This window comes from Streptomyces sp. NPDC022552, from assembly GCF_055561875.1.
This window is the reverse complement of the sequence record NZ_JBVHGJ010000006.1, coordinates 209,224-230,170: the sequence shown is the minus strand read 5'-3', so window position 1 is coordinate 230,170 and position 20,947 is coordinate 209,224. Positions and strand designations below refer to the sequence as shown.

General features: G+C 69.3%; 17 protein-coding genes and 1 pseudogene. 8 read left to right on the top strand and 10 right to left on the bottom strand.

The window, feature by feature from the left end; translation table 11 throughout:
• Positions 1-25 precede the first annotated feature (25 nt).
• The 3 genes from ACZ3OF_RS18770 to ACZ3OF_RS18760 all read right to left on the bottom strand — a co-directional run bounded on the left by ACZ3OF_RS18770 (position 26) and on the right by ACZ3OF_RS18760 (position 3,697).
• Positions 26-1,072 (bottom strand): ABC transporter ATP-binding protein, encoded by a 1,047-nt coding sequence (locus ACZ3OF_RS18770; protein WP_467305658.1) that lies wholly within the window; start codon positions 1,070-1,072, stop codon positions 26-28.
• The gene (locus ACZ3OF_RS18765) at positions 1,069-2,547 is read right to left on the bottom strand and encodes an ABC transporter permease (RefSeq protein WP_361443808.1); all 1,479 of its coding nucleotides are present in this window, start codon (positions 2,545-2,547) and stop codon (positions 1,069-1,071) included. Before ACZ3OF_RS18765 ends, ACZ3OF_RS18770 begins: the two co-directional genes overlap by 4 nt.
• Before the next feature lie 130 nt (positions 2,548-2,677).
• On the bottom strand, positions 2,678-3,697 hold the full coding sequence (locus ACZ3OF_RS18760; protein ID WP_361675281.1) for an iron ABC transporter substrate-binding protein: 1,020 nt from the start codon (positions 3,695-3,697) through the stop codon (positions 2,678-2,680).
• 223 nt (positions 3,698-3,920) lie between these two features.
• Between ACZ3OF_RS18760 and ACZ3OF_RS18755 the strand changes: the two genes are divergently transcribed.
• Positions 3,921-6,497 (top strand): AMP-binding protein, encoded by a 2,577-nt coding sequence (locus ACZ3OF_RS18755; protein ID WP_467305654.1) that lies wholly within the window; start codon positions 3,921-3,923, stop codon positions 6,495-6,497.
• Positions 6,498-6,659: 162 nt separating this feature from the next.
• Here ACZ3OF_RS18755 and ACZ3OF_RS18750 read toward each other — a convergent pair whose 3' ends face one another.
• Both ACZ3OF_RS18750 and ACZ3OF_RS18745 read right to left on the bottom strand, forming a co-directional pair.
• Positions 6,660-7,595 (bottom strand): UDP-N-acetylmuramoyl-tripeptide--D-alanyl-D-alanine ligase, encoded by a 936-nt coding sequence (locus ACZ3OF_RS18750; RefSeq protein ID WP_467305652.1) that lies wholly within the window; start codon positions 7,593-7,595, stop codon positions 6,660-6,662.
• Between the two features lie 37 nt (positions 7,596-7,632).
• Entirely contained in the window at positions 7,633-8,613 is a 981-nt protein-coding gene (locus ACZ3OF_RS18745) for a glycosyltransferase family 2 protein (RefSeq protein WP_361675289.1), read from the bottom strand.
• Positions 8,614-8,716: 103 nt separating this feature from the next.
• Here ACZ3OF_RS18745 and ACZ3OF_RS18740 point away from each other — a divergent pair, with 103 nt between their 5' ends.
• Both ACZ3OF_RS18740 and ACZ3OF_RS18735 read left to right on the top strand, forming a co-directional pair.
• A complete protein-coding gene (locus ACZ3OF_RS18740; protein ID WP_467305650.1) occupies positions 8,717-10,657 on the top strand; it encodes a GtrA family protein in 1,941 nt (646 codons plus the stop codon).
• 261 nt (positions 10,658-10,918) lie between these two features.
• Positions 10,919-11,656: a VOC family protein gene (locus ACZ3OF_RS18735; protein WP_467305647.1), complete on the top strand. Its 738-nt coding sequence runs from the start codon at positions 10,919-10,921 to the stop codon at positions 11,654-11,656.
• 503 nt (positions 11,657-12,159) lie between these two features.
• On the opposite strand, the gene ACZ3OF_RS18730 is transcribed toward ACZ3OF_RS18735, so the two are convergent.
• Positions 12,160-12,717 (bottom strand): hypothetical protein, encoded by a 558-nt coding sequence (locus ACZ3OF_RS18730; RefSeq protein ID WP_467305646.1) that lies wholly within the window; start codon positions 12,715-12,717, stop codon positions 12,160-12,162.
• A gap of 280 nt (positions 12,718-12,997) precedes the next feature.
• On the opposite strand from ACZ3OF_RS18730, the gene ACZ3OF_RS18725 reads away from it, so the two are divergent.
• Positions 12,998-13,633 carry a hypothetical protein gene (locus ACZ3OF_RS18725; RefSeq protein WP_361675301.1) on the top strand — a complete coding sequence of 212 codons (636 nt, stop codon included), beginning with the start codon at positions 12,998-13,000 and terminating at the stop codon, positions 13,631-13,633.
• A gap of 1,138 nt (positions 13,634-14,771) precedes the next feature.
• On the opposite strand, the gene ACZ3OF_RS18720 is transcribed toward ACZ3OF_RS18725, so the two are convergent.
• Positions 14,772-15,809, bottom strand: a complete 1,038-nt coding sequence (locus tag ACZ3OF_RS18720; protein WP_361675304.1) for a quinone oxidoreductase family protein — start codon at positions 15,807-15,809, stop codon at positions 14,772-14,774.
• Between ACZ3OF_RS18720 and ACZ3OF_RS18715 the strand changes: the two are divergent.
• Positions 15,808-16,464 (top strand): annotated as a pseudogene (locus tag ACZ3OF_RS18715) (site-specific integrase); the annotation flags it as partial. The gene ACZ3OF_RS18720 and the pseudogene ACZ3OF_RS18715 overlap by 2 nt on opposite strands.
• Before the next feature lie 142 nt (positions 16,465-16,606).
• Here the strand turns inward: ACZ3OF_RS18715 and ACZ3OF_RS18710 are convergent.
• Positions 16,607-16,918 (bottom strand): SpnB-like Rossmann fold domain-containing protein, encoded by a 312-nt coding sequence (locus tag ACZ3OF_RS18710; protein ID WP_467305644.1) that lies wholly within the window; start codon positions 16,916-16,918, stop codon positions 16,607-16,609.
• Between ACZ3OF_RS18710 and ACZ3OF_RS18705 the strand changes: the two genes are divergently transcribed.
• Entirely contained in the window at positions 16,911-17,465 is a 555-nt protein-coding gene (locus tag ACZ3OF_RS18705; protein ID WP_467305643.1) for a hypothetical protein, read from the top strand. The genes ACZ3OF_RS18710 and ACZ3OF_RS18705 overlap by 8 nt on opposite strands.
• Positions 17,450-17,716, top strand: coding sequence for a hypothetical protein (locus ACZ3OF_RS18700; RefSeq protein ID WP_361675307.1), 267 nt, complete (start codon positions 17,450-17,452; stop codon positions 17,714-17,716). The genes ACZ3OF_RS18705 and ACZ3OF_RS18700 overlap by 16 nt, the downstream gene beginning before the upstream one ends.
• A 129-nt stretch (positions 17,717-17,845) precedes the next feature.
• Here the strand turns inward: ACZ3OF_RS18700 and ACZ3OF_RS18695 are convergent, their stop codons facing one another.
• Complete coding sequence (locus ACZ3OF_RS18695) at positions 17,846-18,784, bottom strand: MerR family transcriptional regulator (RefSeq protein ID WP_467305641.1); 939 nt, start codon at positions 18,782-18,784, stop codon at positions 17,846-17,848.
• A 356-nt stretch (positions 18,785-19,140) separates the two neighbouring features.
• Here ACZ3OF_RS18695 and ACZ3OF_RS18690 point away from each other — a divergent pair, with 356 nt between their 5' ends.
• A complete protein-coding gene (locus ACZ3OF_RS18690; protein WP_361675314.1) occupies positions 19,141-19,785 on the top strand; it encodes a dihydrofolate reductase family protein in 645 nt (214 codons plus the stop codon).
• Positions 19,786-20,029: 244 nt separating this feature from the next.
• On the opposite strand, the gene ACZ3OF_RS18685 is transcribed toward ACZ3OF_RS18690, so the two are convergent.
• Entirely contained in the window at positions 20,030-20,818 is a 789-nt protein-coding gene (locus ACZ3OF_RS18685) for an alpha/beta fold hydrolase (protein WP_361675317.1), read from the bottom strand.
• Positions 20,819-20,947 lie beyond the last annotated feature (129 nt).

The window sequence follows — 20,947 nt, the reverse complement described above, 5'->3', positions numbered from 1 at the left end:
ATTTGACGACAGAACCTAGCGCGGTTCAGGCCGGCACTTCGTGCAAGGTGGCCTCGCCCGTGACGCGGATGCCGATCCTGCCGCCCGGGCGCACTTGGAGCGGGCCGGGGGCGCGGATGTCGATGGGCTGGTCCAGGCCGTCGATGGTGACGGTGACCATGGAGTCATGGCCGAAGAAGCAGACGTCGGTGATCGTGCCCTCGGCGGTTGCCGTGGTCGGGTCCGTGAGGTGGAGCTGTTCGGGGCGCAGCAGGACAAGGCCCTCGCGCAGGCCGACTGGCGCTGCTACGAGAGGGATCCGGCCCAATATCGTGGTGGCGGTGTTCTTCTCGGCTGTTCCGGTGAGGAAGACGGCGTCGCCGACGAAGGACGCCACCCACGGGTCGGCGGGGCGCTGGTAGAGCTCCTCCGGGGCAGCGCACTGGGCTACACGGCCGTCGCGGAGCACGGCGACGGCGTCGGCCGTGGACAGGGCCTCTTGCTGGTCGTGGGTGACGAGGACGGCGGTGGCGCCGCTGGCCTGGAGTACGGCGCGGACCTCCGCGCGCACAGTTCCGCGCAGGCCGCTGTCGAGGGCGCTGAACGGTTCGTCCAGGAGGACGAGATGGGGTTCGGGGGCGAGGGCGCGGGCCAGGGCGACGCGTTGCTGCTGTCCGCCGGAGAGCTCGAAGGGCATCCGGTTGCCGTATCCGCTCAGGCCGACGAGGTCCAGCATCTCGGCGACGCGCTTCGTGCGGGCGCCACGCTCGGTTCGGGTCAGGCCGAAGGCGACGTTGCGAGCCACGCTCAGGTGGGGAAAGAGCGCGCCTTCCTGGGGGACGATGCCGATGCGGCGGCGCTCGGGCGGGAGGTGGACGCCGGGGCCTGCGAGGGTGCGACCGGCGATGGTGACGGTGCCCTGGTCGGCGCGAAGGAAGCCGGCGATCACGCGCAGCAGAGTGGTCTTGCCGCAGCCGGACGGCCCGAGGACAGCGGCGAGGTGCCCGCCTTGGACGGTGAGGTCGAGGCCGTCGAGAACAGCGGTGCCGGGGCCGTAGGACTTGGACACGCCGCTGACCTGGAGGTCGTTCATGTGCGGTGCCTTCCGAGGAGGTAGGAGGGGACGGCGGCGAGCAGGATCAGTGCGGCAGCGTAGGGGGCGGCGGCAGCGAAGGACCCGGTGCCGGTCTCGGTCCACAGGCGGGTGGCCAGGGTGTCCATGCCGGTGGGGCGCAGCAGCAGGGTGGCGGGGAGTTCCTTCATGCAGACCACGAAGGTGAGGGCGGCTCCTGCGGCGACGCCGGGTGCGGCAAGTGGCACGGTGACCTCGCGCAGTACGCCGAGGGGGGTGCGGCCGAGGGAGCGGGCGACGTCGTCCAGGACGGGTGGGGCCTGGAGTACGGCGGCGCGGGTGGCGGCTACCGCTACGGGCAGGAAGAGCACGGCGTAGGCGCAGATCAGCAGTGGGGTTTCCTGATAGAGCGGCCGGGCGTAGCGGACCGCGAAGAAGACCAGCGCGAGTGCGACGGTGATGCCGGGCACGGCGTGGCCCGCGTACGCCGCCTGTTCCAGGAACTGAGCGAGCCGTCCCCGATGGCGGGCCGCGATGACGCCGACCGGCAGGGCGAGCAGGGTGGTGAGCGCTGCACCGGCCGCGGCAACGCCGAGGGTGGTGAGCGCGGTGCCGGTGAGGGTGGTGGGGTCCCACGTCGCGGAGGAGCCGACGGCGAGCCAGTACCCGAGCGTGGCCAGCGGGAAGCCGACAGCGGCCGCGACGACGGTCCCGCACCAGGCGAGGGCGGGCAGCCGCAGCCGGCCGAGCGCGACGGGGGTGGCCCGCCGCGCGATTCCCGATCCGGTTCGCGAGTAGCCGGCGCGGCCACGGGTGCGGGTCTCCGCGGCGACGAGCGCCACGGTCATGAGGACGAGCACGGCGCTGAGCGCAGCCGCCGGAGTGCGGTCGAAACTCGCCCGGTAGGAGGTGTAGATGCCTCGGGTGAAGGTGTCGTAGCGCATGAGGGACACGGCGCCGAAGTCGGAGAGCACGTACAGCGCGACCAGCAGTCCGCCGCCCGCCGCGGCGGGTCGGAGCTGGGGCAGCGTGACGCTCAGGAAGGTCCGCAGCGGGCCACGCCCTAGTGAACGTGCGACCTCCTCGTGCCCGGGGTCGGTGCCGCGCAGGGCGGCGGCGACCGGCAGGTACACGTACGGGAAGCTGGCGAGGGTCAGCGCGAGGGCGGATCCCGCGAATCCGGCGAGCGAGGGCGCGGCGGAGAGCCAGGCGAAAGCGGTGACGTAACTGGGGACGGCCAGGGGCAGTGTGACGAGGACGGACCAGGCGGGGGCGCCGGGAAGCGCGGTCCGTGTCGTCAGCCAGGCCAGCGAGATGCCCAGGAGCAGGCAGGCGGCGACGACGGTGGCGGTCAGGCCGAGGCTACGCAGGAGGAGTTGCGCGGTGCGGTCACCGGCGATGACGTCCCAGGCGAAGGCCGGGCCGTGTTCGAGGGCACGTACGGCGAGGTAGCCCAGTGGCAGGACGGCTAGGGCTGCGGCGAGGAAGGCGGGCACGATCAGGACCCACGAGGGTCTGGCTGCTTTTTCGGTACGGCCGCCGGTACGCACCCGCCCGGCGAGCGCTGGGGCGCTGGCCGGGTGGGCGTCGCGACGCGTCCGGATGGTCGAATCCGGTGAGGTCACGTCAGACCAGTCCGGCTTCCTGGAGCATGGCCAGTGTTTCCTTGAGCGAGTCGAGCTTGCCGAGATCGATCTTCGGCGGCTGCAGGGTCTCCAGCGGTGGCACGCCGGCCGCGGTCTTCACTCCGGCGGCCAGCGGGTATTCCTTGGTCTCCTCGGCGAAGTAGCTCTGGGACTCGGCCGAGAGCAGGAAGTCAACGGCCTTCTGGGCGTAGGCGGCCTGCTTCGCGTCCGCCCCCTTGAGGATGCCCACGCCGGCCACGTTGACGAGGCCGCCGGGGTCGCCCTTGGGCAGGAAGTGGACCTTGGCGTTGACCTTGGCCTCGCCCTTCTCGGCAACCTGCTCGTACCAGTAGTAGTGGTTGATCAGGCCGAGCGAGACCTCGCCCCTGTCGACGGCCTCCAGGACTTTCAGGTTGTTCTCGTACGACTTGGGCTCATTGGCCTTCAGGCCCTTGAGCCAGGTGCGCGTGGTCTCGTCGCCCTCGAGAACACGCATGCCGGTGACGAAGGCCTGGAAGGAGGCGTTGGTCGGGACGAGGCCTATCCTGCCCTTCCACTCGGGCTTGACCAGCTCGTGCACGGTGTTCGGCACAGCGGCGACCTTGCCCGGGTTGTAGGCGAGGACGCGGACGCGGCCGCTGACACCGGTCCAGTCGCCGGCCGAGCCGCGGTGGGCGGGGTCGACCTTGTCGAGGGTGCCCTGCGGAAGCGGCGCGAGGCGCTGTTCCTTGGAAAGCGCGCCGAGTGCGCCGGCGTCCTGGGAGAGGAACAGACCGGCCTCGGTCTCGTCTCCCTCTTCGAGGAGCTGCGCGGAGAGTTCGGCGCTGTCGCCGTAACGGACCTCGACGTTGGTGCCGAGATGCTTCTCCAGCTTCTCGATGAGCGGCTTCACAAGGTTCTCGTTACGGCCGGAGTAGATGACGAGTCCGGCGGGTTCATCGCTGCCGCAGCTCGCGATCGCAGGAACGAGCAGGGCTGCCGCGGTGAGCGCGGTGAGCGTGCGAGCCATGGGGCGGCGCATGAGTGGAGATGCCTTCCTGCTGTGCCTGTCGCTGCCATCGCCTGCGGCGACGGTCGTGCGACAGGCGACGTAGAACTACCGGGAGTACCTGTGAATACGGCATTGATAAGGTAAAGCTAACCTAATGGTCAAGTGAGGCTTTGATAACGGACCGGTCGCGAATCGGCATCCGGTGCCTACACCCCCCCTTCTCGATTAGGAAAGCCTTACCTACGATGCGCCCGTGACGCTCCTCCCAGCCCCGCCCGTCGGCGGCCACGCCCTCCCCCTCGCCCAAGGCCTCGCGCTGTACGGCGACCGCACCGCCCTGGTCACCACTGACGGCGTGGTCTCCTACAGCGAGCTGTCCCGGCTGGTGGCGGACACCGCCCGGCGACTCGGCACCGGACGCCGCCTCGTGCTCCTCCCCGGCGCCAACACCGTCGGGGCGCTCGTCGTCCACCTGGCCGCACTCTCGGCGGGCCACCCGGTACTCCTCGTGCCCGGCGACCACCCCGAAGCGGTGGAGTCCCTGACCGCCGCCTACGATCCCGACATCGTCGTCCACCCGGGCGCCGGCGAGTGGCGCATCGAGGAGCGACGGCCCGGATCCGCCCACACCTTCCATCCCGATCTCGCCCTGCTGCTGAGCACGTCCGGTTCGACAGGCTCCCCCAAACTCGTTCGGCTCTCCTACGAGAACCTCCAGGCGAACGCCGAGTCGATCGCCACGTACCTCAAGATCCGCGACACCGACCGAGCCGCGACGACCCTGCCCATGCACTACTGCTACGGTCTGTCCGTCGTCCACAGCCACCTGCTGCGCGGCGCCGGGCTCGTCCTCACCGAACTCTCGGTGGCCGACGCCTGCTTCTGGGACCTCTTCCGCACCTCACGCGGCACCGCCCTCGCCGGAGTCCCTTACACCTTCGACCTGCTCGACCGCGTCGGCTTCGCCGAGATGGACCTGCCGCACCTGCGGTACATCACCCAGGCCGGCGGCCGCCTCGCCCCCGAACAGGTCGCCCGCTACGCCGAGCTGGGACAGCGGCGCGGCTGGGATCTCTTCGTCATGTACGGCCAGACCGAGGCGACCGCACGCATGGCCTACCTGCCGCCGGAGCTCGCCGGCGAACACCCAGGAGCGATCGGCGTGCCGATACCGGGTGGCTCGTTCTGCCTCGAACCCGTCGAGGAGGCGCCCGGGCATGGCGTCGGTGAACTGGTCTACAGCGGGCCGAACGTCATGCTCGGTTATGCCCACACCCCTGAAGACCTCGCCCTCGGCCGCAGCGTCGTCACCTTGCGCACCGGCGACCTGGCTCGGCGCACCGAGAAGGGTCTGTTCGAGATCGTCGGCCGCCGCAGCCGGTTCCTGAAGATCCTCGGCATGCGGATCGACCTCCAGCAGGTCGAGGCGATGCTCGAACGGCACAGGCTGAGCGCGTTCTGCGCCGGCGACGACGAACGGCTCGTAATCGCCGTTGTCGGCAAGCCCGGGTGGGACGAGCGGAGGATTCGAAGACGTGTCGTGGACGAGTGCGGGCTGCCCACCCGCGCAGTCGCCGTCCACGTGCTGCCCGACCTTCCGCGTCTGCCTTCAGGCAAGCCCGACTACCAGGCCGTCCGTGCCCTGGACCAGATGGCCCGGGCCGACCAGATACTTGTCGACGACGCGGACGACGATGACCTGTGCGCGCTCTACGCGAGGATTCTGGACCGTACGGACGTGACGCCGGAGAGCACGTTCGTCGGGCTCGGCGGCGACTCACTGTCGTACGTCGAGATGTCGCTCCACCTCGAACAACGCCTGGGCCATCTACCGGCGAGCTGGCACACCACACCGATCCGGGACCTCCGCTCCCCCGCAAGCACGTCCCCCTCACGAATCCGGGCCCTGGAGACCAGCGTCGCCCTGCGCGCCGTGGCGATCGTGTGCATCGTCGCCTCTCACGTCCGGCTCTTCGAGATCCGGGGTGGTGCGCATCTGCTGCTCGCGGTGGCCGGTTTCAACTTCGCGCGCTTCCTCCTCACCTCCGCCGAGCGTCGCGAACGTGTCCGCCGTACGGGGCGGAGCATCGCGCGCATCGCGCTCCCCTGCATCGCCTGGACGGCCTTCGCGATCCTGATCGGCGCCGACTACGACCTGAGCAACCTCCTCCTGCTGCACAACGTGCTCTTCCCGCAGGACATGGGGCCAGGCCTGCACCTGTGGTTCGTCGAAGCACTCGTCTACATCCTGCTGACCATCCTCGCGCTGCTGGCCGTGCCCGCCGTCGACCGGGCGGAGCGGCGCTTCCCCTACGGTCTGCCCCTCGTCCTGGTCGCACTCGGCCTGCTCACCCGCTACGAACTCGTCGGCCTCCCCGAGCGCTCCCAGATCACCGACGCGGTCACCGTCTTCTGGCTGTTCGCCCTCGGCTGGGCAGCCGCGAGGGCCCGCACGACGCCCCACCGGCTGCTCGTCACCCTCGCCGCACTCGCCACGGTCCCGGGCTTCTTCCCCGGCGAACCCCGGCGCGAGGCATTCGTCCTCATCGGCTTCGTCTTGCTCGTATGGTTTCCCACTCTGCCGAGCCACCGCCGCATCAACCAGGCGGCGGGACTTCTCGCCGCCAGTTCGCTTGCCATCTACCTCACTCACTGGCAGATCTACCCGATCCTGGACGACGTCTCCGAGCCGCTGTCGCTCGCGACCGCCATCCTCTTCGGCATCGGTTACGCCAAGGCGACGGACCACCTGACACGGAAGTTGGCACAGCTGCCGCGTCTCGCCGCGCTGCGCCCGGGATTCCTCGGCTCCCGCCGGATGCCCTCCTGACCTCCTTCGAGGTGACACCGCCGGGCCCAGGGCCCGCTGGCGCGGCCTGCCCGACGTTCGAAGAGGCGGACATCGTCCTGGTCAACACCACTCGGCTGGTGGCCGAGGGCGGACCACGGTCGGTGGCCGCTTCCGAATCGCCGAAGTCGGCCGCCCGACGCTCTACACGTACTTCTCCGATGCCGATGCCGAAGCCGTTTGGCCGCTTGGCCTGAGCGCCGGGTGGCCGGCCATCTCCAGCCAGTAGCTGGTGAGTCCGGATCCGGGTGGCGGACTCTTTCGCCAATCACCACGCCTCGATCGTCGCGGACCTTGCGGCCGCCCGGGAGCTGACCGGCGAGGGCGGGCGGGTGATCGTCGCGTTCGAGCCCTGCGGGGTGACGTGGCATCGAATCGGGGTGGGTCGGGCAGGTCGGGGACCTCCCTGCGTCCGGAGGCCACCAGCACCGCGCGGGAGCGGGCGTCAGCTGTGCTCTCCACGTCGGTGCCGAGCCCGATCGCGACGGCGACCGCGGGGAGCGCGTCGGAGACGTGGTGCTCTCCGTGAAGGGACAGTCCGACGTGCGCGTCGCGGCCGGCGGCAACGAGGGTGAACGAGGCCCGGCCCGCCGCGTCGAGCGTCACGTCCACCGCCCGTACGTCGGCGTCCCGCATGGTGCCGAAGGTCAGCACCGGGGCGCGGGTCCGGGGGGACGTGGCCGCCACCAGCGGATCGTCCGCTCTCGAGCACGATGTACGCACAGCCAGGTGGGTGACGGCCAACGGCATGCCGATCTCCCCGTTGAACGACTTCACCGTGGCGAACGGCCCGAGCTCGGGGAGCACCTGTGCGATCAGATCCTTCGTTCTGGCCTTTCCCGCCGACCCGGTGAGTCCCATCACCGTCGCCGACGGCACCTCGGCCAGCGCGGTGCGGGCCGGCGAGGCGAGCGCGTCCAGCACGTCATCGACGACCACGGCCGGAACACCGACGGGGCGGACGGCAAGTACCGCCACCGCCCCGGCCTTCACCACGTCGGCCGCGAAGGCATGCCCGTCGGCGCGCTCGCCGGCCGGCGCAGCAAACAGGTCGCTACGGAACTCGACCGACCGGACCACCTGTGAATGAACGTCTCAGTTGGTGCCCGGGAAGGGCTTAAGACCGGGATGCTCGCCGTGTTGTGTCCGCGAGTGTCACTTGCAGAAGGTCTGTGTCGCGGGAGGGAGCGGGGTATCCGAGGTGCGCAAGGCTCGCCTGTTCCTGGCGCATGTGCTTGAACGATTCCAGAATGTAGCCGACGAGCAGGACGAGAACCGCGATGATCATGATGGCGGCGGCGAGAACAGCGGTGGGCAGTCGTGTCACGGTGTCGGTGCGAGCGAACTCGAGGACGATCGGCAGGCCCAGGGCGAGAGCGGTGACGGTGAAAACGCCGGCGATGGCGGTATGGAACTGGGAGGGGCGCTGTCTGCGAGTCAGCCCAAGGATGAGCTTCAGGATGCGCCAACCATCGCGGTAGGTGCGGAGTTTGCTGACGCTTCCCTCGGGTCGATCCTTGAATGCCACCTCCAGCTCGGCGGTGGGAAGCCGCAGACTGAGTGCGTGGACAGTCATCTCCGTCTCGGTCTCGAACTCGCGAGACAGAGCGGGGAAGGACTTGATGTAGCGGCGAGAGAACACCCGATATCCGCTGAGCATGTCGCTGACGTCGTTGCCGAAGAGGATGCGGACGGCTCCGGTGAGCATCTTGTTGCCGACGGCGTGGCCCGCCCGGTAAGCGGTCTCGACGCTCTCCCGGCGGGCGCCCACGACTTGGTCGTAGGGGCCCGCAAAGAGAAGGTCGACCATTTCGCGGGCCCTGGACGCGTCGTAGGTGTCATCGCCGTCGATGATGAGGAGCGCTTCGGCCTCGACATCGGCGAAGGCGCGGCGGATGACGTTGCCCTTGCCCTTGCGGGGTTCGTGCCGGACGACTGCGCCGGCAGCGTGGGCCTCGGCGACGGTGTTGTCGGTAGAGGCATTGTCATAGACGTAGATGATCGCGTCGGGCAGGGATGCGCGCAGGTCGCGCACGACTTTCCCGACAGCCGCCTCTTCGTTGTAACAGGGAATGACGCACGCGACGGTGGGGTTCATTGGTGTTCCCTATGCCTCTGTATTCCCTGGCGCCGAACTATGCGCCTTTAATCACCGAAAGCACGTATTTGGTACGTTTCACGGCGTACGTTACCATCGCGCCATGCTGCGGCCGACGGCTTGGTTTCGAGGTTCACTCGCCTGGATGCGGACCGTCTGGAGGGAGATCGCGACCTTCGGCGTTGTCGGCGCACTCGCATTCGCTGTGGAGACGGCAAGTTTCAACTTTCTCGTCTTCGGCCCACCGGACGAGGGCCTGATGCATTCGGCTCCGGTCGCTGCCTCAGCCGTCGCCACGTTGCTGGCCATGCTGGTCAGTTGGTTCGGAAATCGTCACTGGACCTACCGCGACCGCAAGGGGCCGGTCGCTCCGGGTGAGTTGGCCTGGTTCGTGGGAGTCAATCTGGTGGGACTCGCCATCACCGCCGCCCCTGTATATCTGGCTCATCACATGTTCGGCCTCTCCACGCCCTTGAGTGACAACGTGGCCCGGCTGACCGGGTGGGCATTGGCGACCTTCGTCCGATTCAGCGTCTATCGAGGATTGGTCTTCACTTCGGACCGAGGCGGCTCCTCCGACGCGGCGAGACCGATGGTGCTTCGCAAGGGGGCACGGCGCGACGATCAGATCTGGCCTGCATGCTTGGCCCTGATGGCCGCGTTCTGCGGCTGGATGGTTTCTACGGCTTTTCACCCCGGCTTCCTGACTCGGGACAGCGTTGAGCAGCTTCTCCAGGCACAGGGCACCCGGCCTGTGACCGACTGGCATCCACCGGTCATGGCATTGCTGTGGCGCGGTCTCATCCACACCACTGGAGCACTCTCGGCGATGGCCGCTCTCCAGTCCGCTGTGTTGTGGGGGACTCTGTGGCTGCTTGCAGTCTCGTTGTGGAAGCGCACAGGAAGCCGTCCCATGTCCGTACTGATACTGGGGGTCGGCCTCGCACCGCACATCGCCAACTTCACCGGCGTGGTGTGGAAGGACGTGCACATGGCCTATGCGCTGCTTGCCGTGGCCGCACTCGCACTCTTCGCCCGCGAGTTGCCGGAAGGTCACGACCGGGCACGCTGGGCTGTGCTGACACTGGGGCTGCTCTTCTTGGCCTACGCGATCCTGGTCCGGAAGAACGCCTTCCCCGCAGTCGTGCCGATCTTCCCGATGCTCGTGTACGCGCTATGGCCGGCGCCAGGCAGGCGCCGGTGGCTGCTTGCAGTCGGCTCCTTGCTGGCTTTCACCGCGGTCGGCAGCGTGGCGGTGTCCTCCGTAACCCGTCCGATGCCAGTGCGGCAGTACGCGCAGATCCCACTGGACGACGTAATCCATGTCCTGACCCCGCACGAGATCCGGTCCGCTGCTGAGCAGGCCGGAGCCACCCCTTCGTTCCGCGACGATCTCGTGATTGCCGCACAGAACTGTCAACGGAGGAAGATTCTGTCGGACGCCTACTTCACGTGCTATCCGCATGTCTCCGGCTACAGGGACAAGATGGGCCCGCACTTCACTGCAGGTCAGGCGGATGTGCTGGTCAGAATGTGGCTCCAGCAGATGCCACACGAAGCCTCCGGCTACGTGAAGTACCGCATCCAGACGTTCACCCGACTGCTGTTCGAGGGAAATCTGCGCTATGTGAGCGGCAGGTTCAGCGGCACGCCGGCCAATGTCACGGTGGATCCGTCCGTCGACGGCGCCATGAGGTCCTACGTGACGGGCTTTGCCCACGACGTGCCGGCGCTCTTTCAAGCGTGGTTCTGGCTGGCCGTCGCCCTGGTGTCGATCTTCCGTCGGCGTTGGCCGGGGCCCTGGTCTCGGGAACTGCGCCTGCTGGGGCTGAGTTCCGTGCTTTACATCGCGTGCTACCTGCCGACCGCTCCGCAGGCAAACTACCGTTACGTATATTGGCCCGCGTTGGCCGGGACGCTCATCCTGGTCCTGATCGCGGCTACGGTAGTCACCCGCAGCCGCGCTGCTTCAGAGGACCAGGAGCCTGCGCCAGACCGGGCCGCAACAGACGAGCGGCCCACACCCGTCTCGCCCGGTCGCTAACGACGTCTTATGGTTGCCGACCTGGTGTCACCGGCCGCATCCCCTCCGAACTCAGCCCCTGGATCGGCCAGACCGCCGTCACCCACCGGCTCCACATCAACCTCGACATCGAACCGTCCTCCCCCTTCCTCGGACAGGTCCTGCGCACCCAGATGTGCGGCGACCACGTACGTAGCCGCCCAACGATCATGGTCAGTGCGTGGTCGAGCACATGTCTGATCGAGGCGACCCGGGCCAGGGGCAGCTTCTAGGATCTGTGGCATGGCAACACGACTTGTGCAGATCAATATGAAGGCTCGGGACGACTCCGTGCTCGGGCGCTTCTGGGCGGAGGCACTCGGCTGGGGTATCGACAGCGAGGGACCCGGCGTGACCAACCTTGAACCCATGGGGTTCGCCTACCCCGACCCCGCGGCCGTCTGCATCGACATCGTCGCCCGCCCCGAACCCAAAACGGTGAAGAACCGGGTGCACCTTGATCTGGCCACCACCTCGACCGCCCACCAGGCGGAGCTGGTCGCGCGCCTGAAGGACCTCGGCGCGACGCTCGCCGACGTGGGTCAGGGCGACGTCCCCTGGACGGTCATGGCCGACCCGGAGGGCAACGAGTTCTGCGTCCTGGAGCCCCGTCCGATCCACCAGGACACCGGGCCGATCGCCGCAGTGGTGGTCGACTGCACCGACCCACGAGGGATGGCCCGGTTCTGGGACCAGGCGATGGACTGGACACTGCACGAGGTCACCGACGACCGCGCGGCCATGCGCTCCGCCGAAGGCGTCGGCCCCTACCTGGAGTTCCTCCGCACCCCCGACGCCAAGAGCGTGTGGAACCGCGTCCACCTCGACGTCTGCCCCTACCCCGGTGACGACCTGGAAGCAGAGGAAGCCCGACTGCGCGCCTTGGGCGCCACCGTCCCTGATTTCGACCAGTCCGCAATCTCCTGGAGCATTCTGGCCGACCCGGAAGGAAACGAGTTCTGCCTCCTCACCCCCCGCTGACCTTGAGTAACAGCTCTCGCCTGTTTCGGGTCAGCGGTGGAGACGGCGTGGCGTCAGCGCATGCCACCGGAGGCGGGAACGGTGTCCCCGGTGATCCAGTGCGCGTCATTGGACGCAAGAACGAGCCACCTTCGCGGCCAGTGGCTAACGGCGGATCAGGCTGTGCGCGGAGCATTGGTGTTCCATACGGTCGGTGTCGGCACCCCTGACAGGACGGGCGTGGGCCAGTCCGCGATCCTTCGCACGTATGCGGGCCGGTCGTGCCACACTCGCGACAGGGCCGATGTGTCTCCCCCGTCGCACCGGCTCATCCGGCTCCACCAGGCCTCGCCTGGTGGAGCCGTCGCGTGTACGAAGGGGGCGGGACACGGTCGAGCCCGCCAGCCTTGCGGCCCTCCTCAACGACCTCGGCATCCCCACCACCGCCGGCCGCACGGCCGCGATCCAGCAGCCCGTGCTGGCCTTCTCCAGCTCTCCCGTCGCGGACGTCGGACTGCGGCGCGTCAGACGGTCTGTGGTGTCCAGGTCTTCGGCGACGGGGTGTCGGCCGCCGACCGGGGAACCTTCGCGCAGGAGGTGTAGCCCGACAGGAAGAGGGACGTCGTCGAGTCGTTCCACGCCAGGTCGAACTGGTCACCCGTCGCCGGGTTCTGGACGCGGAAGCCGAACTCGACGAAGTCCTTGCCCCGGCGGTTGCCGTCGTGGGTGAGGGTCCAGCCCGCCGAGGTGAACTTCTGGCGCAGGCGAGCCTCCGCGGCACGGGCGACATCAGACGGGATGCCTTCGACCGTCCAGCTGAGGTCGAAGGTGACGACGTCTGGCAGAGTCTTTTCGATGCTGAGGCCGCCCGCGTAGCAGCTGTGGCCGGGTACCACCTGGACGGGCCTCACTGCCTCGTGGGGCGGCAGGGCCATGCCTTCGTACGCCCACTGCGCGCGGTCCGTCAGTCGCTGGGAGAGCACCGCAGGGTCGGCGGAGGGGTACTCCCGCTCCAGCACGGAGCAGCCCGTGGTCGTCAGGGCGGCGAGCAGCAGAGCCAGGAGCGCGGCGGTCTTCCTCATGGATCCGACCGTACGAACAAGACAGCGTCGGCCGCATGAGCACGGGTACTCAAACCCGCAGACGGATCCTGGGGCAAGGTGACAGCCTGGCAGCGGCAGCGGGACTCCTCGGGGGGAACTGACGACAGTTGAACAGGCGAGCCCACCAGTACCGAGGCCAGGCGCCGGCAGCCGGTTCTTGATCGTACTCGCGAGAGGGACCCGAGTCCGGCTCGTTGGCCGGCACGGGCGACGCGGTGAACACTGTGAACTGGGCGTCGGCTAGAGCAGGGAGAGGGATATGGCGGAAGCGGTAGTTCCGGAGGTACGGGCCGCGCAGCGGCGGATCGTCAGCACGATCAACGCATCCGGGAAGCTGAACGCCGACGGCCTGGCCATGTGGCGGGAGGTCAACTGCGGCGAGTGGAAGGCCACGGCCGCCGACATCAGCCGGGACCTGGACCTGCTCCAGGTCCCGCACACGATCGTGACAGCCTTCCGGTTCCCACTCGCCAGCTCCCACAGCAACGCGATGCGTGAGGGCGAGGAAGTCCGCATCCTGCGCAAGGACCTGCCTCACCTGGTGCGGTGGATGCCGTCTCTGGATCAGACCGTCGCGGACCTCCCCGAAGACGCGCCGCACTGGGACTTCACCGTGTTCCAGCCCCGGGTCGGTGGCATGGCCATTGCCAAGCTGGCGCTGTCGGCGGAGTGGCCCGCCTGGTCGAAGAAGCAGGCACGCGCCGCCCGGCTGGTCTGCGCGGAGTGCGACTACGACCTGCGCGAGTTCAAGGACGAGACCCGGATGCCGTTCGACGTCCGCCTGCCCGAGCGGCCCAAGGCCCGGCGGCTGGTGTGCGGGCAGTGCTGCAACAACGGCGTGGACGAGATGGAGCGCCTGTCCGCGCTGGCTGGAGGCCTTCGTGACGACTCTTGAGGCGAGGGTCGGCCACCACATGGACTGAGGCGCCTCCTGGATCCGGACGACGGCGGGAGGGCGCAGGAGGCACGCCCCCTTCACTGGCTGAGGATGCCCACCCGGCGAGGGGCGTTCCTCGAGCGTCCGCACCTCAGCGACTGTAGGTGCTACGGCACAGGGCGGGGACACCGTAGGGCACCTGAATGCGCTCGGCGTCGCGGCACAGGGCAGCCATGTCCACAGGCCGGGCCACGGGACGCGGCTGGGTGATGTGCCTGGGGGCCTTTGTCGTCTTGCCGTAGGGGCGCCTCTGTGACGGCTTCACCGACGCCTGGGGCTTGGCGCGTTGCTCGACGGACCGTGTCTCTCCCCGAGGGAGACGGGGGACGCGGCGAGCATCGGGGGCCTTGGTCGTTCTGTCCGCAGCGGATCGGCCGGCGGGTGCGGACGGAGGGGACGAGGCGGTGTCGCCGGGCCGAGGCTCGGTGGCGGCGAGTTCTTCGCGTGGGGCGGCCTGGCTGGGCGCCGGCCAGGTGCTGGGCAGCGGGGCGGGCGGCCGGTCAGCGGCGGGCGCGAGTGCAGCGGGAGGTCCAGCGGCCGGTGCGGCGGGGATGGAGACGCAGCCGGTGACGGCGAGCAGGAGGGCGCTGATCAACAGTGGCGCGGGACGGCGGGGGTGCATGTCCTTAAGATCGCGGAGCACGGCCCATGCAGGGCGGAGGCCTGCGGCCGGTCCACCGGGACGAGTGAACAGGCCTTGGCGGTGGACATGGCCGTGCCCCCGCACAGGGGTGCGGGAGGCACGGTGCGAGGCGGGCGCGACTGTCTGCTCAGACTGCGGCGAGCGTGGATCCAGGGGGGCGGTCCGAGCTCGAAGGTCTGGCCGTACAGGTCGGTCGTTTCGGTGTTTGGACGGGCAGTTCTGCAGCGTCTCAGTGTGACGCTGTCGGGGATCTTGGAGATGTGGAGCTCAGTGGGAGTGGCTGGCAGGTAGATCCCGCCTTCCCTTGCAGAGGGATTTCCGCTGCCGGTCTATGCGAGTGCAGGACCACGCCCCCTGTAACGGGTTCGCGAAACGCCAGAGCTGCGCCCTGTGGTGCTGAAGCGGTGGGTGGTGCATTCGTCGGCCCTTAACCGAGGCGTGGCCCTTACGGTGTCAGTTCGAGTGAACTGCACTCCCGGCATCAGCTCTGCGTCCCTCGCGGTGTCCAATAACGGCTGCATCGGGTACAACGAGCAGCTTGCCGGTGGTACGCCGAGCCTCCAGATCGCTGTGGGCCTGGGCGGCCTCGGACAATGCGTAGCGGCCCGTTACGGTGACCTCAAGCGCCTTGGAGCGCACCCACTCGAACACATCGGCGGCCCGTCGGAGCAGTTCGGACCGATCGGCGATGAAGTCCCCGAGGCTGGGCCGGATCAGGGTCAGCGAACCGCCGTGGGCGAGCCGCATCGGATCAAACGGCGGCACGGCACCACTTGCCGCGCCGAAGAGCACGAGATGGCCGCGAGTTCGCAGGCTGGCGAGGCTCGCGTCGAAGGTGTGCGCGCCGACGCCGTCGAAGACAACCGGCAGTCCCTGACCGCCGTTGAGCCGCCTCACCTCGGCTGCGAGATCGTCGACTGCGGAGGAAAGGATCACCTCAGCGGCCCCGGCACGCTTCGCCAGCTCGGCCTTCGCCGTGGTCGACGTCGTGCCGATCACCCTGCCGCCGAGATGGGTGATGAGCTGGGTCAAAAGCAGCCCCATGCCACCAGCAGCCGCATGCACGAGCACCGTGTCGCCCCCCTGAACCGGGTAGGCGTCCTTGACGAGATAGTGCGCGGTCATGCCTTGCAGGAGCACGGCGGCGGCGGTCTCGAAGCCGATATCGTCGGGTAGCGGCACCAGCCGGGAGGAGTCCACGACGGCCCGCTCGGCATAAGTGCCGGGAATCTCCACCCAACCGACCCGGTCCCCCACTGCGACGTCGGCGACGTCGGGTCCAACTTGGACGACCGTGCCCGCGCCCTCAGTGCCCGGGGTGAAGGGCAGCGGGAGGGTGTATCGGCCCTCGCGGTGGTAGACGTCGAGGAAGTTGACCCCGGATGCGGCGACCTCCACGACCGCCTGGCCCGGACCCGGCCGCGGCTGGTCCACATCGACCTCCTGCAGCACCTCGGGACCGCCCACTTCGTATACCTGAATCGCTCGCATGACTCTCCAATTCCGGCTCACATCCCCCACCAACCCCGGGGATGGCGATCTGATTCCCGGCATGCAGATCAACGCCCGCCAGCGCCACGCGCTGGCCGACTGCCTGACGAACGGGGCCGCCGACGTCAAGGTGTCGGTCGGAGTCGTACACAAGCCGCGGGATCAAAGTGCGGCCACGCACACTGAGCTCCACATCTCCAAGATCCCCGACAGCGTCACTCACTCAGTGGCGCATGAGGCGTCTCCGCTTCGCTACGGTCCGGCACCCATGGAGGTCTTCTTCACGAAACGGGATCCGCTGGGAGTGCCGTGCTGGGGTACGGACTTGGTGGCGGTGTTGGACCGGGAGCCGGTACGGGAGGGGATGCCGTTCATCCTCGGCCCGGACGGTTCCTACGACGTGCACCTGAACAGGTCCTTCCGGGCTCTGCCCACGTTGGGCTGCCGCTCGGCGGAGAACTGGAAGGGGTACGCGCGCGATCTGGCGGTGTGGGGGCGGTTCCTGCACGAGCGGCGCGAGGGCTCGGTGTGGTCGGCTCAGCGGGCGGATTTCGATGCGTTCTACACCGCCCGCCGTCTGTCGCCGTCCCCCTTTCGGGTGAGTGCGGCGACGTGGAACCGGTCGTCGGCAGCGCTGGACAAGTTCTACCGGTGGGCGATGGGCGAGAGGCTGGTGGCGTCGGCGCCGTTCGGCTCCCGGGAGGTGGCCGTTGCGGGGCAGGCGTCGAGGCGGCTGGTCGCAGAGGCGAAGGAGAAGGGCGCCGCGGGCGCCTCGGTGAGCTCCTGTCGATGGAGCGCTACCCGGCGTCCACGTCCACCAGCAGCACGTGCCCGGGGTGCTCCGTCTGCACGCTGCGCAGCAGCCCTCGTACGGCGGCACCCGACACATCGGGCAGGTCGTCGCCCGGGTCGGCCGCGACAGCGCCCCGGGTGAGCAGGACGAGCGTGGCTTCGGTGTCCGCGTGGGCCAGGAACTCCTGGACGGTGCCGAGGGGGATCTTCCGCGACGTGGGGCTGCGGGGACGGCTGCCGGACGGCTCGGACCGGCCGGGCCGCGGGGTCCGCTGCGGGGCGAGGAACGCGTCGTTCCCGGATCTGCTGGTGACCACCGGCGCCCGGCTGGACGAGGGCGGCAGTCTGCTGGAGCCCGAGCTGGCCCGGCTGCGGCCGCTGCCGGAGGAGCGTTCTGCCCGTCTGGACCTGGCGACGCTGACGACCAAGGGCGACCGCGGCCGGGCGGTCTGGGTGCCGGCGCGGGTGCTGCGGCGGGTGAAGGAGTACGCCGAGGTCGAGCGGGCACTGACGCTGGCTCGCGCGGCCGAGCGGGTCGGCTGGCCGGGACGGCGGTGGATCGGGGTCAGCGAACCGGGCCCGCTGGGCGGCTGGGTGAAGGCGGCGTCCGGCCGGTGGATCTCGGTCCGCTGGTCGGACCTGTCGCCGGACGAGCGGATGCGGCTGGTCGAGGTCAACGCGGACGGCGGGCGGCTGGGGCCGCTGGCCTTGTGGTTGAGCGAGCGGGGCACCCCGCTGACGCTCAACTCGTGGGAGTACGCGTTCGCCCGGGCCGGCGAGCGCACGGCGGCGGCCGGGACGCCGGTTGCGGCATCCCCCACACCTGTCGGCACACCTTCGCCGTCCACATGCTCACGCAGCTGATCCGCGAGCAGATCGCCGCGATGCGGTCGGGCTCTTCCGACCTGCGGATGGGCGCCTACGAGCGGGTCATGGGCGACCCGTTGCGGATCCTGCAGCGGCTGCTCGGTCACCGGCACATCAGCTCGACCTACATCTACCTGGATTCCCTGGCCGAGGCCCAGGAGCTCGTCGCCGAGGCGGTCGCGAAGATGGCGGGACGGCTGACGGAGGATACCGTCGATGACCTGTCCGCCCTGGTGGGTGGCTGGTGAGCGGGCTGCGTCGCCCGCGCCGGGCGAACTTCGCGCTGCCGATGGAGCAGGCCGCGCAGGCGGGTCAGGACCTCTCGCCGCTGGCCTTCCGGGTCGCGCTGCCCGACCGGCCGTCGGTCCTGGTGGACCTCACCGACGCGGCGTGTCCCCTGCTCGCACGCGAGTTGGCGGAGGCGATCCGGTCGATGGCGAACGTCGGTCGCCGAATCGCCTCGCCGGGAACGGTGCAGGCATACGTCCAGGTCGCCCGGAAGCTGGACGCGTTCTTCGCCGGCCGTCACTGCCGACGCGGCGGCAGTGACGGCCGGGCGGATCACGCCGGAGGACCTCAACGACTTCGAGACCTGGCTCTATGCGACGTCGCGGACGACGCGGACCGCCTACTCGCTGCTGACGCAGGCCGTCACGATGCTGCGGGACATCCGAGACGCGCGTCCGCAGGCGGTGAGCCCGGCTCTGCACGACCGGCTGATGTTCGTGGGGCTGCAGGCCCGCCCGACCTTCGGCAACAACCCGGTCGACGCCTACCCCGCCGCAGGTCGCCAAGGCCCTGCGGGAGGCCTGCCGCAGCCATATCCGCGACGCGGTGCGGCGGCCGGCCACCGACGCCGACGCCGCGGTCGCGGCGGGCGAGGACCCGAGAACCGGCGGCTGGGGGCGCCGGGAGATGGCTCTGCCCGGATAACGGTGTCCAGCAATGCGGTGCATCAGGTCCATCTCCAATGGGGTGGGGTGTCCGCGTCCGGCGACGGCCCGAAGGAGGGCGCGGCGCAGGCGCAGGGTGCGAATCTGCACGTCCAAGGCATCGGCGTGCGCTTGCGTGACCTCGGACAAGGACGCCTCCCGATCGAGCACCTTGCGCACGGTAGCCAGGTCGATCCCCAGTTCACGCAGTGTGCGGGCCAGGTCGAGGCGGGCGAGCGCGTCGGGACCGTAGAGCCGGTAGCCCGCCGGGCTCCGGTCGGTCGGCGGGACGATGCCCCGGTCGGAGTAGAACCGGATCGTCTTCACCGTCAGGCCGGTCCGACGGGATAGCTCCCCGTTGGAATAGAGCGTGTCGCTGTCCATGCATCCAGCCTTCCGTCTCCCCCTACGGGAGACTCAACCGGGGCGGGCGCAGCAGGGCCTGGGAGACGTCGCCGGAGCCTGACTCGCCCGGCTCGGCACCCGATCCTGGCCCCGGGACGAGCAGGGCGAGGGCAGCGCGCGGGGAGCGGCCCCCGCGGGGCGAAGTGACCGACCACCGCCGCGGTCACACGCGGGAGCTTGCGGAGGCAGCGAACTGTAAGGCCACATCAGACAACTGCAGAACGCGCATTCGACATCCCGGCGGCAAGGCCGTTCGAGACCGGTCCCTGAAGCAGCGATGAGTCTTCCCTGCCCGGCAGGTCTCACCATTGTCGTCGACAACACAGGAGGAGCACGTGGCTCAACTGCTGAGAGTCCAGAACTTCAACGTCTCGAGTGACGGGATCGGTGCCGGTGAGGACCAGACCCTCGCGAGGCCATTCGGTCATGTGGATCCCGAGAGGCTGTTCGCCTGGGCCGGCGCCACGGCGAGCTGGCCCATGCGCACCGACCCCGGAGGGAGCCGGGGCCTCGACGACTACCTCACGCGGGACTACGCCCGCAACATCGGCGCCGAGATCATGGGCCGCAACAAGTTCGGGCCCCAGCGCGGGCCCTGGCAGGACCACGAGTGGAAGGGCTGGTGGGGTGACGAGCCCCCGTTCCGCACCCCGGTGTTCGTCCTGACCCACCACAAGCGTCCTTCGTTCACGCTCTCCGACACCACGTTTCACTTCGTCGGCGGCGACCCAGCCACGGTCCTCGAGCAGGCCCGGGAGGCGGCGCAGGGCAAGGACGTCCGACTCGGCGGCGGAGCCACCACCATCCGGGAGTTCCTCGACGCCGACCTCGTCGACACCATGCACGTGGCGGTCTCGCCGGTGAAGCTCGGGTCCGGAGTACGACTCTGGGAGTCCCCCGATGAGCTTCTCGACCGGTTCCACCTCGATGTCGTGCCCAGCCCGAGCGGGGTGACGCACCACCTGTTCTGGCGCAAGTGACCGGTCCTCAGGGCTGGCCCCGGCAGGCTTTCTGCCTCAGGGGCCAGCCCTGAGGCAGGCCGCCGATCGCGCCTTGTGCGGTCAGGCAACCGTGGCAGGTCCCTCACTGCGTGCCTGGGCGGTGCCGGGCTCAATGGCGGCAGTACACACCGAGAGCCGGTCCTGCGGGGTCGGCTCTCGGTCTTCGCGTTCCTGCCTCAGACCGGTGCGGGAACGCGGGCGAAGATCATTTACGGGACAGCCCTCAGGCGTGCGCGCGGCAGAAGGCGCGAACCGCTGCCGTGAAAGCCTCCGGCGCCTCCAGGTTGCTCATATGGCCCACCGCGGGGATCGTCACCAGCTCGGCATGCGGGATGGCGGCCTGGAAGGCGTAGGCGACCTCCAGGGGGGAGCGGGCGTCTCGCTCGCCCCACAGCAGCAGGGTCGGCACCGTGATCCGGGGCAGCAGGTCAGTCTCGTCGGCCTCGGCCATCAGGGTGAGCTGCATGGCCATGGTCTCCGGCCGAACTTCCCGGCTCATAGCGTCCAGCATCACGGTGAAGCGCTCCGGCGGGCCGGCGGCGTACAGCCCAGGCAGCGTCGGGTCGAACTCCTCCCGAGGCACCGCCAGCATCCGCTGCGCCCCCTCGACCCGCGCCGCGACCTCCTCCGGCGGCAGCGAGCCCTTCCAGCCGGCGTACGTGTCCACCATCAGCAGCGACCGCACCAGGTCCGGCCGCCATCGGTACAGCTCCAGGACCACCGTCCCGCCCCAGGACAGCCCCGCGACGTGCGCAGGCCCGAGCCCCACGTCCTCGATCACGGCGGCGAGGGCGCGCGCGAAGTCCTCTAGCCCGAAGCCCGCCGGCAGCGCGCCGGACCGCCCGGACCCCGGCTCGTCCCAGGCCACGACCGTGAACTCGTCCGCCAGCGCCTCGACTTGCGGCTGCCACATCCGCCCGTCGATCCCGGCCCCGTGAGCAAGAACCACGAGCGGCCCCTGCCCCTTCCGCGTATAGGCGACGTCGACGCCACTGACCCGCACCACTGCCATACTTCCAGGCTAGGGGGTGCGTCGTGGATCGGGAGACTCTTCCGTGATCCACAAGGCACGCCTAGGGCTGTCCCGTAACTGCTGGTGACGGGGCTGGCCAGATGGGGAAACTGCGTAGCTGCCGAGTTC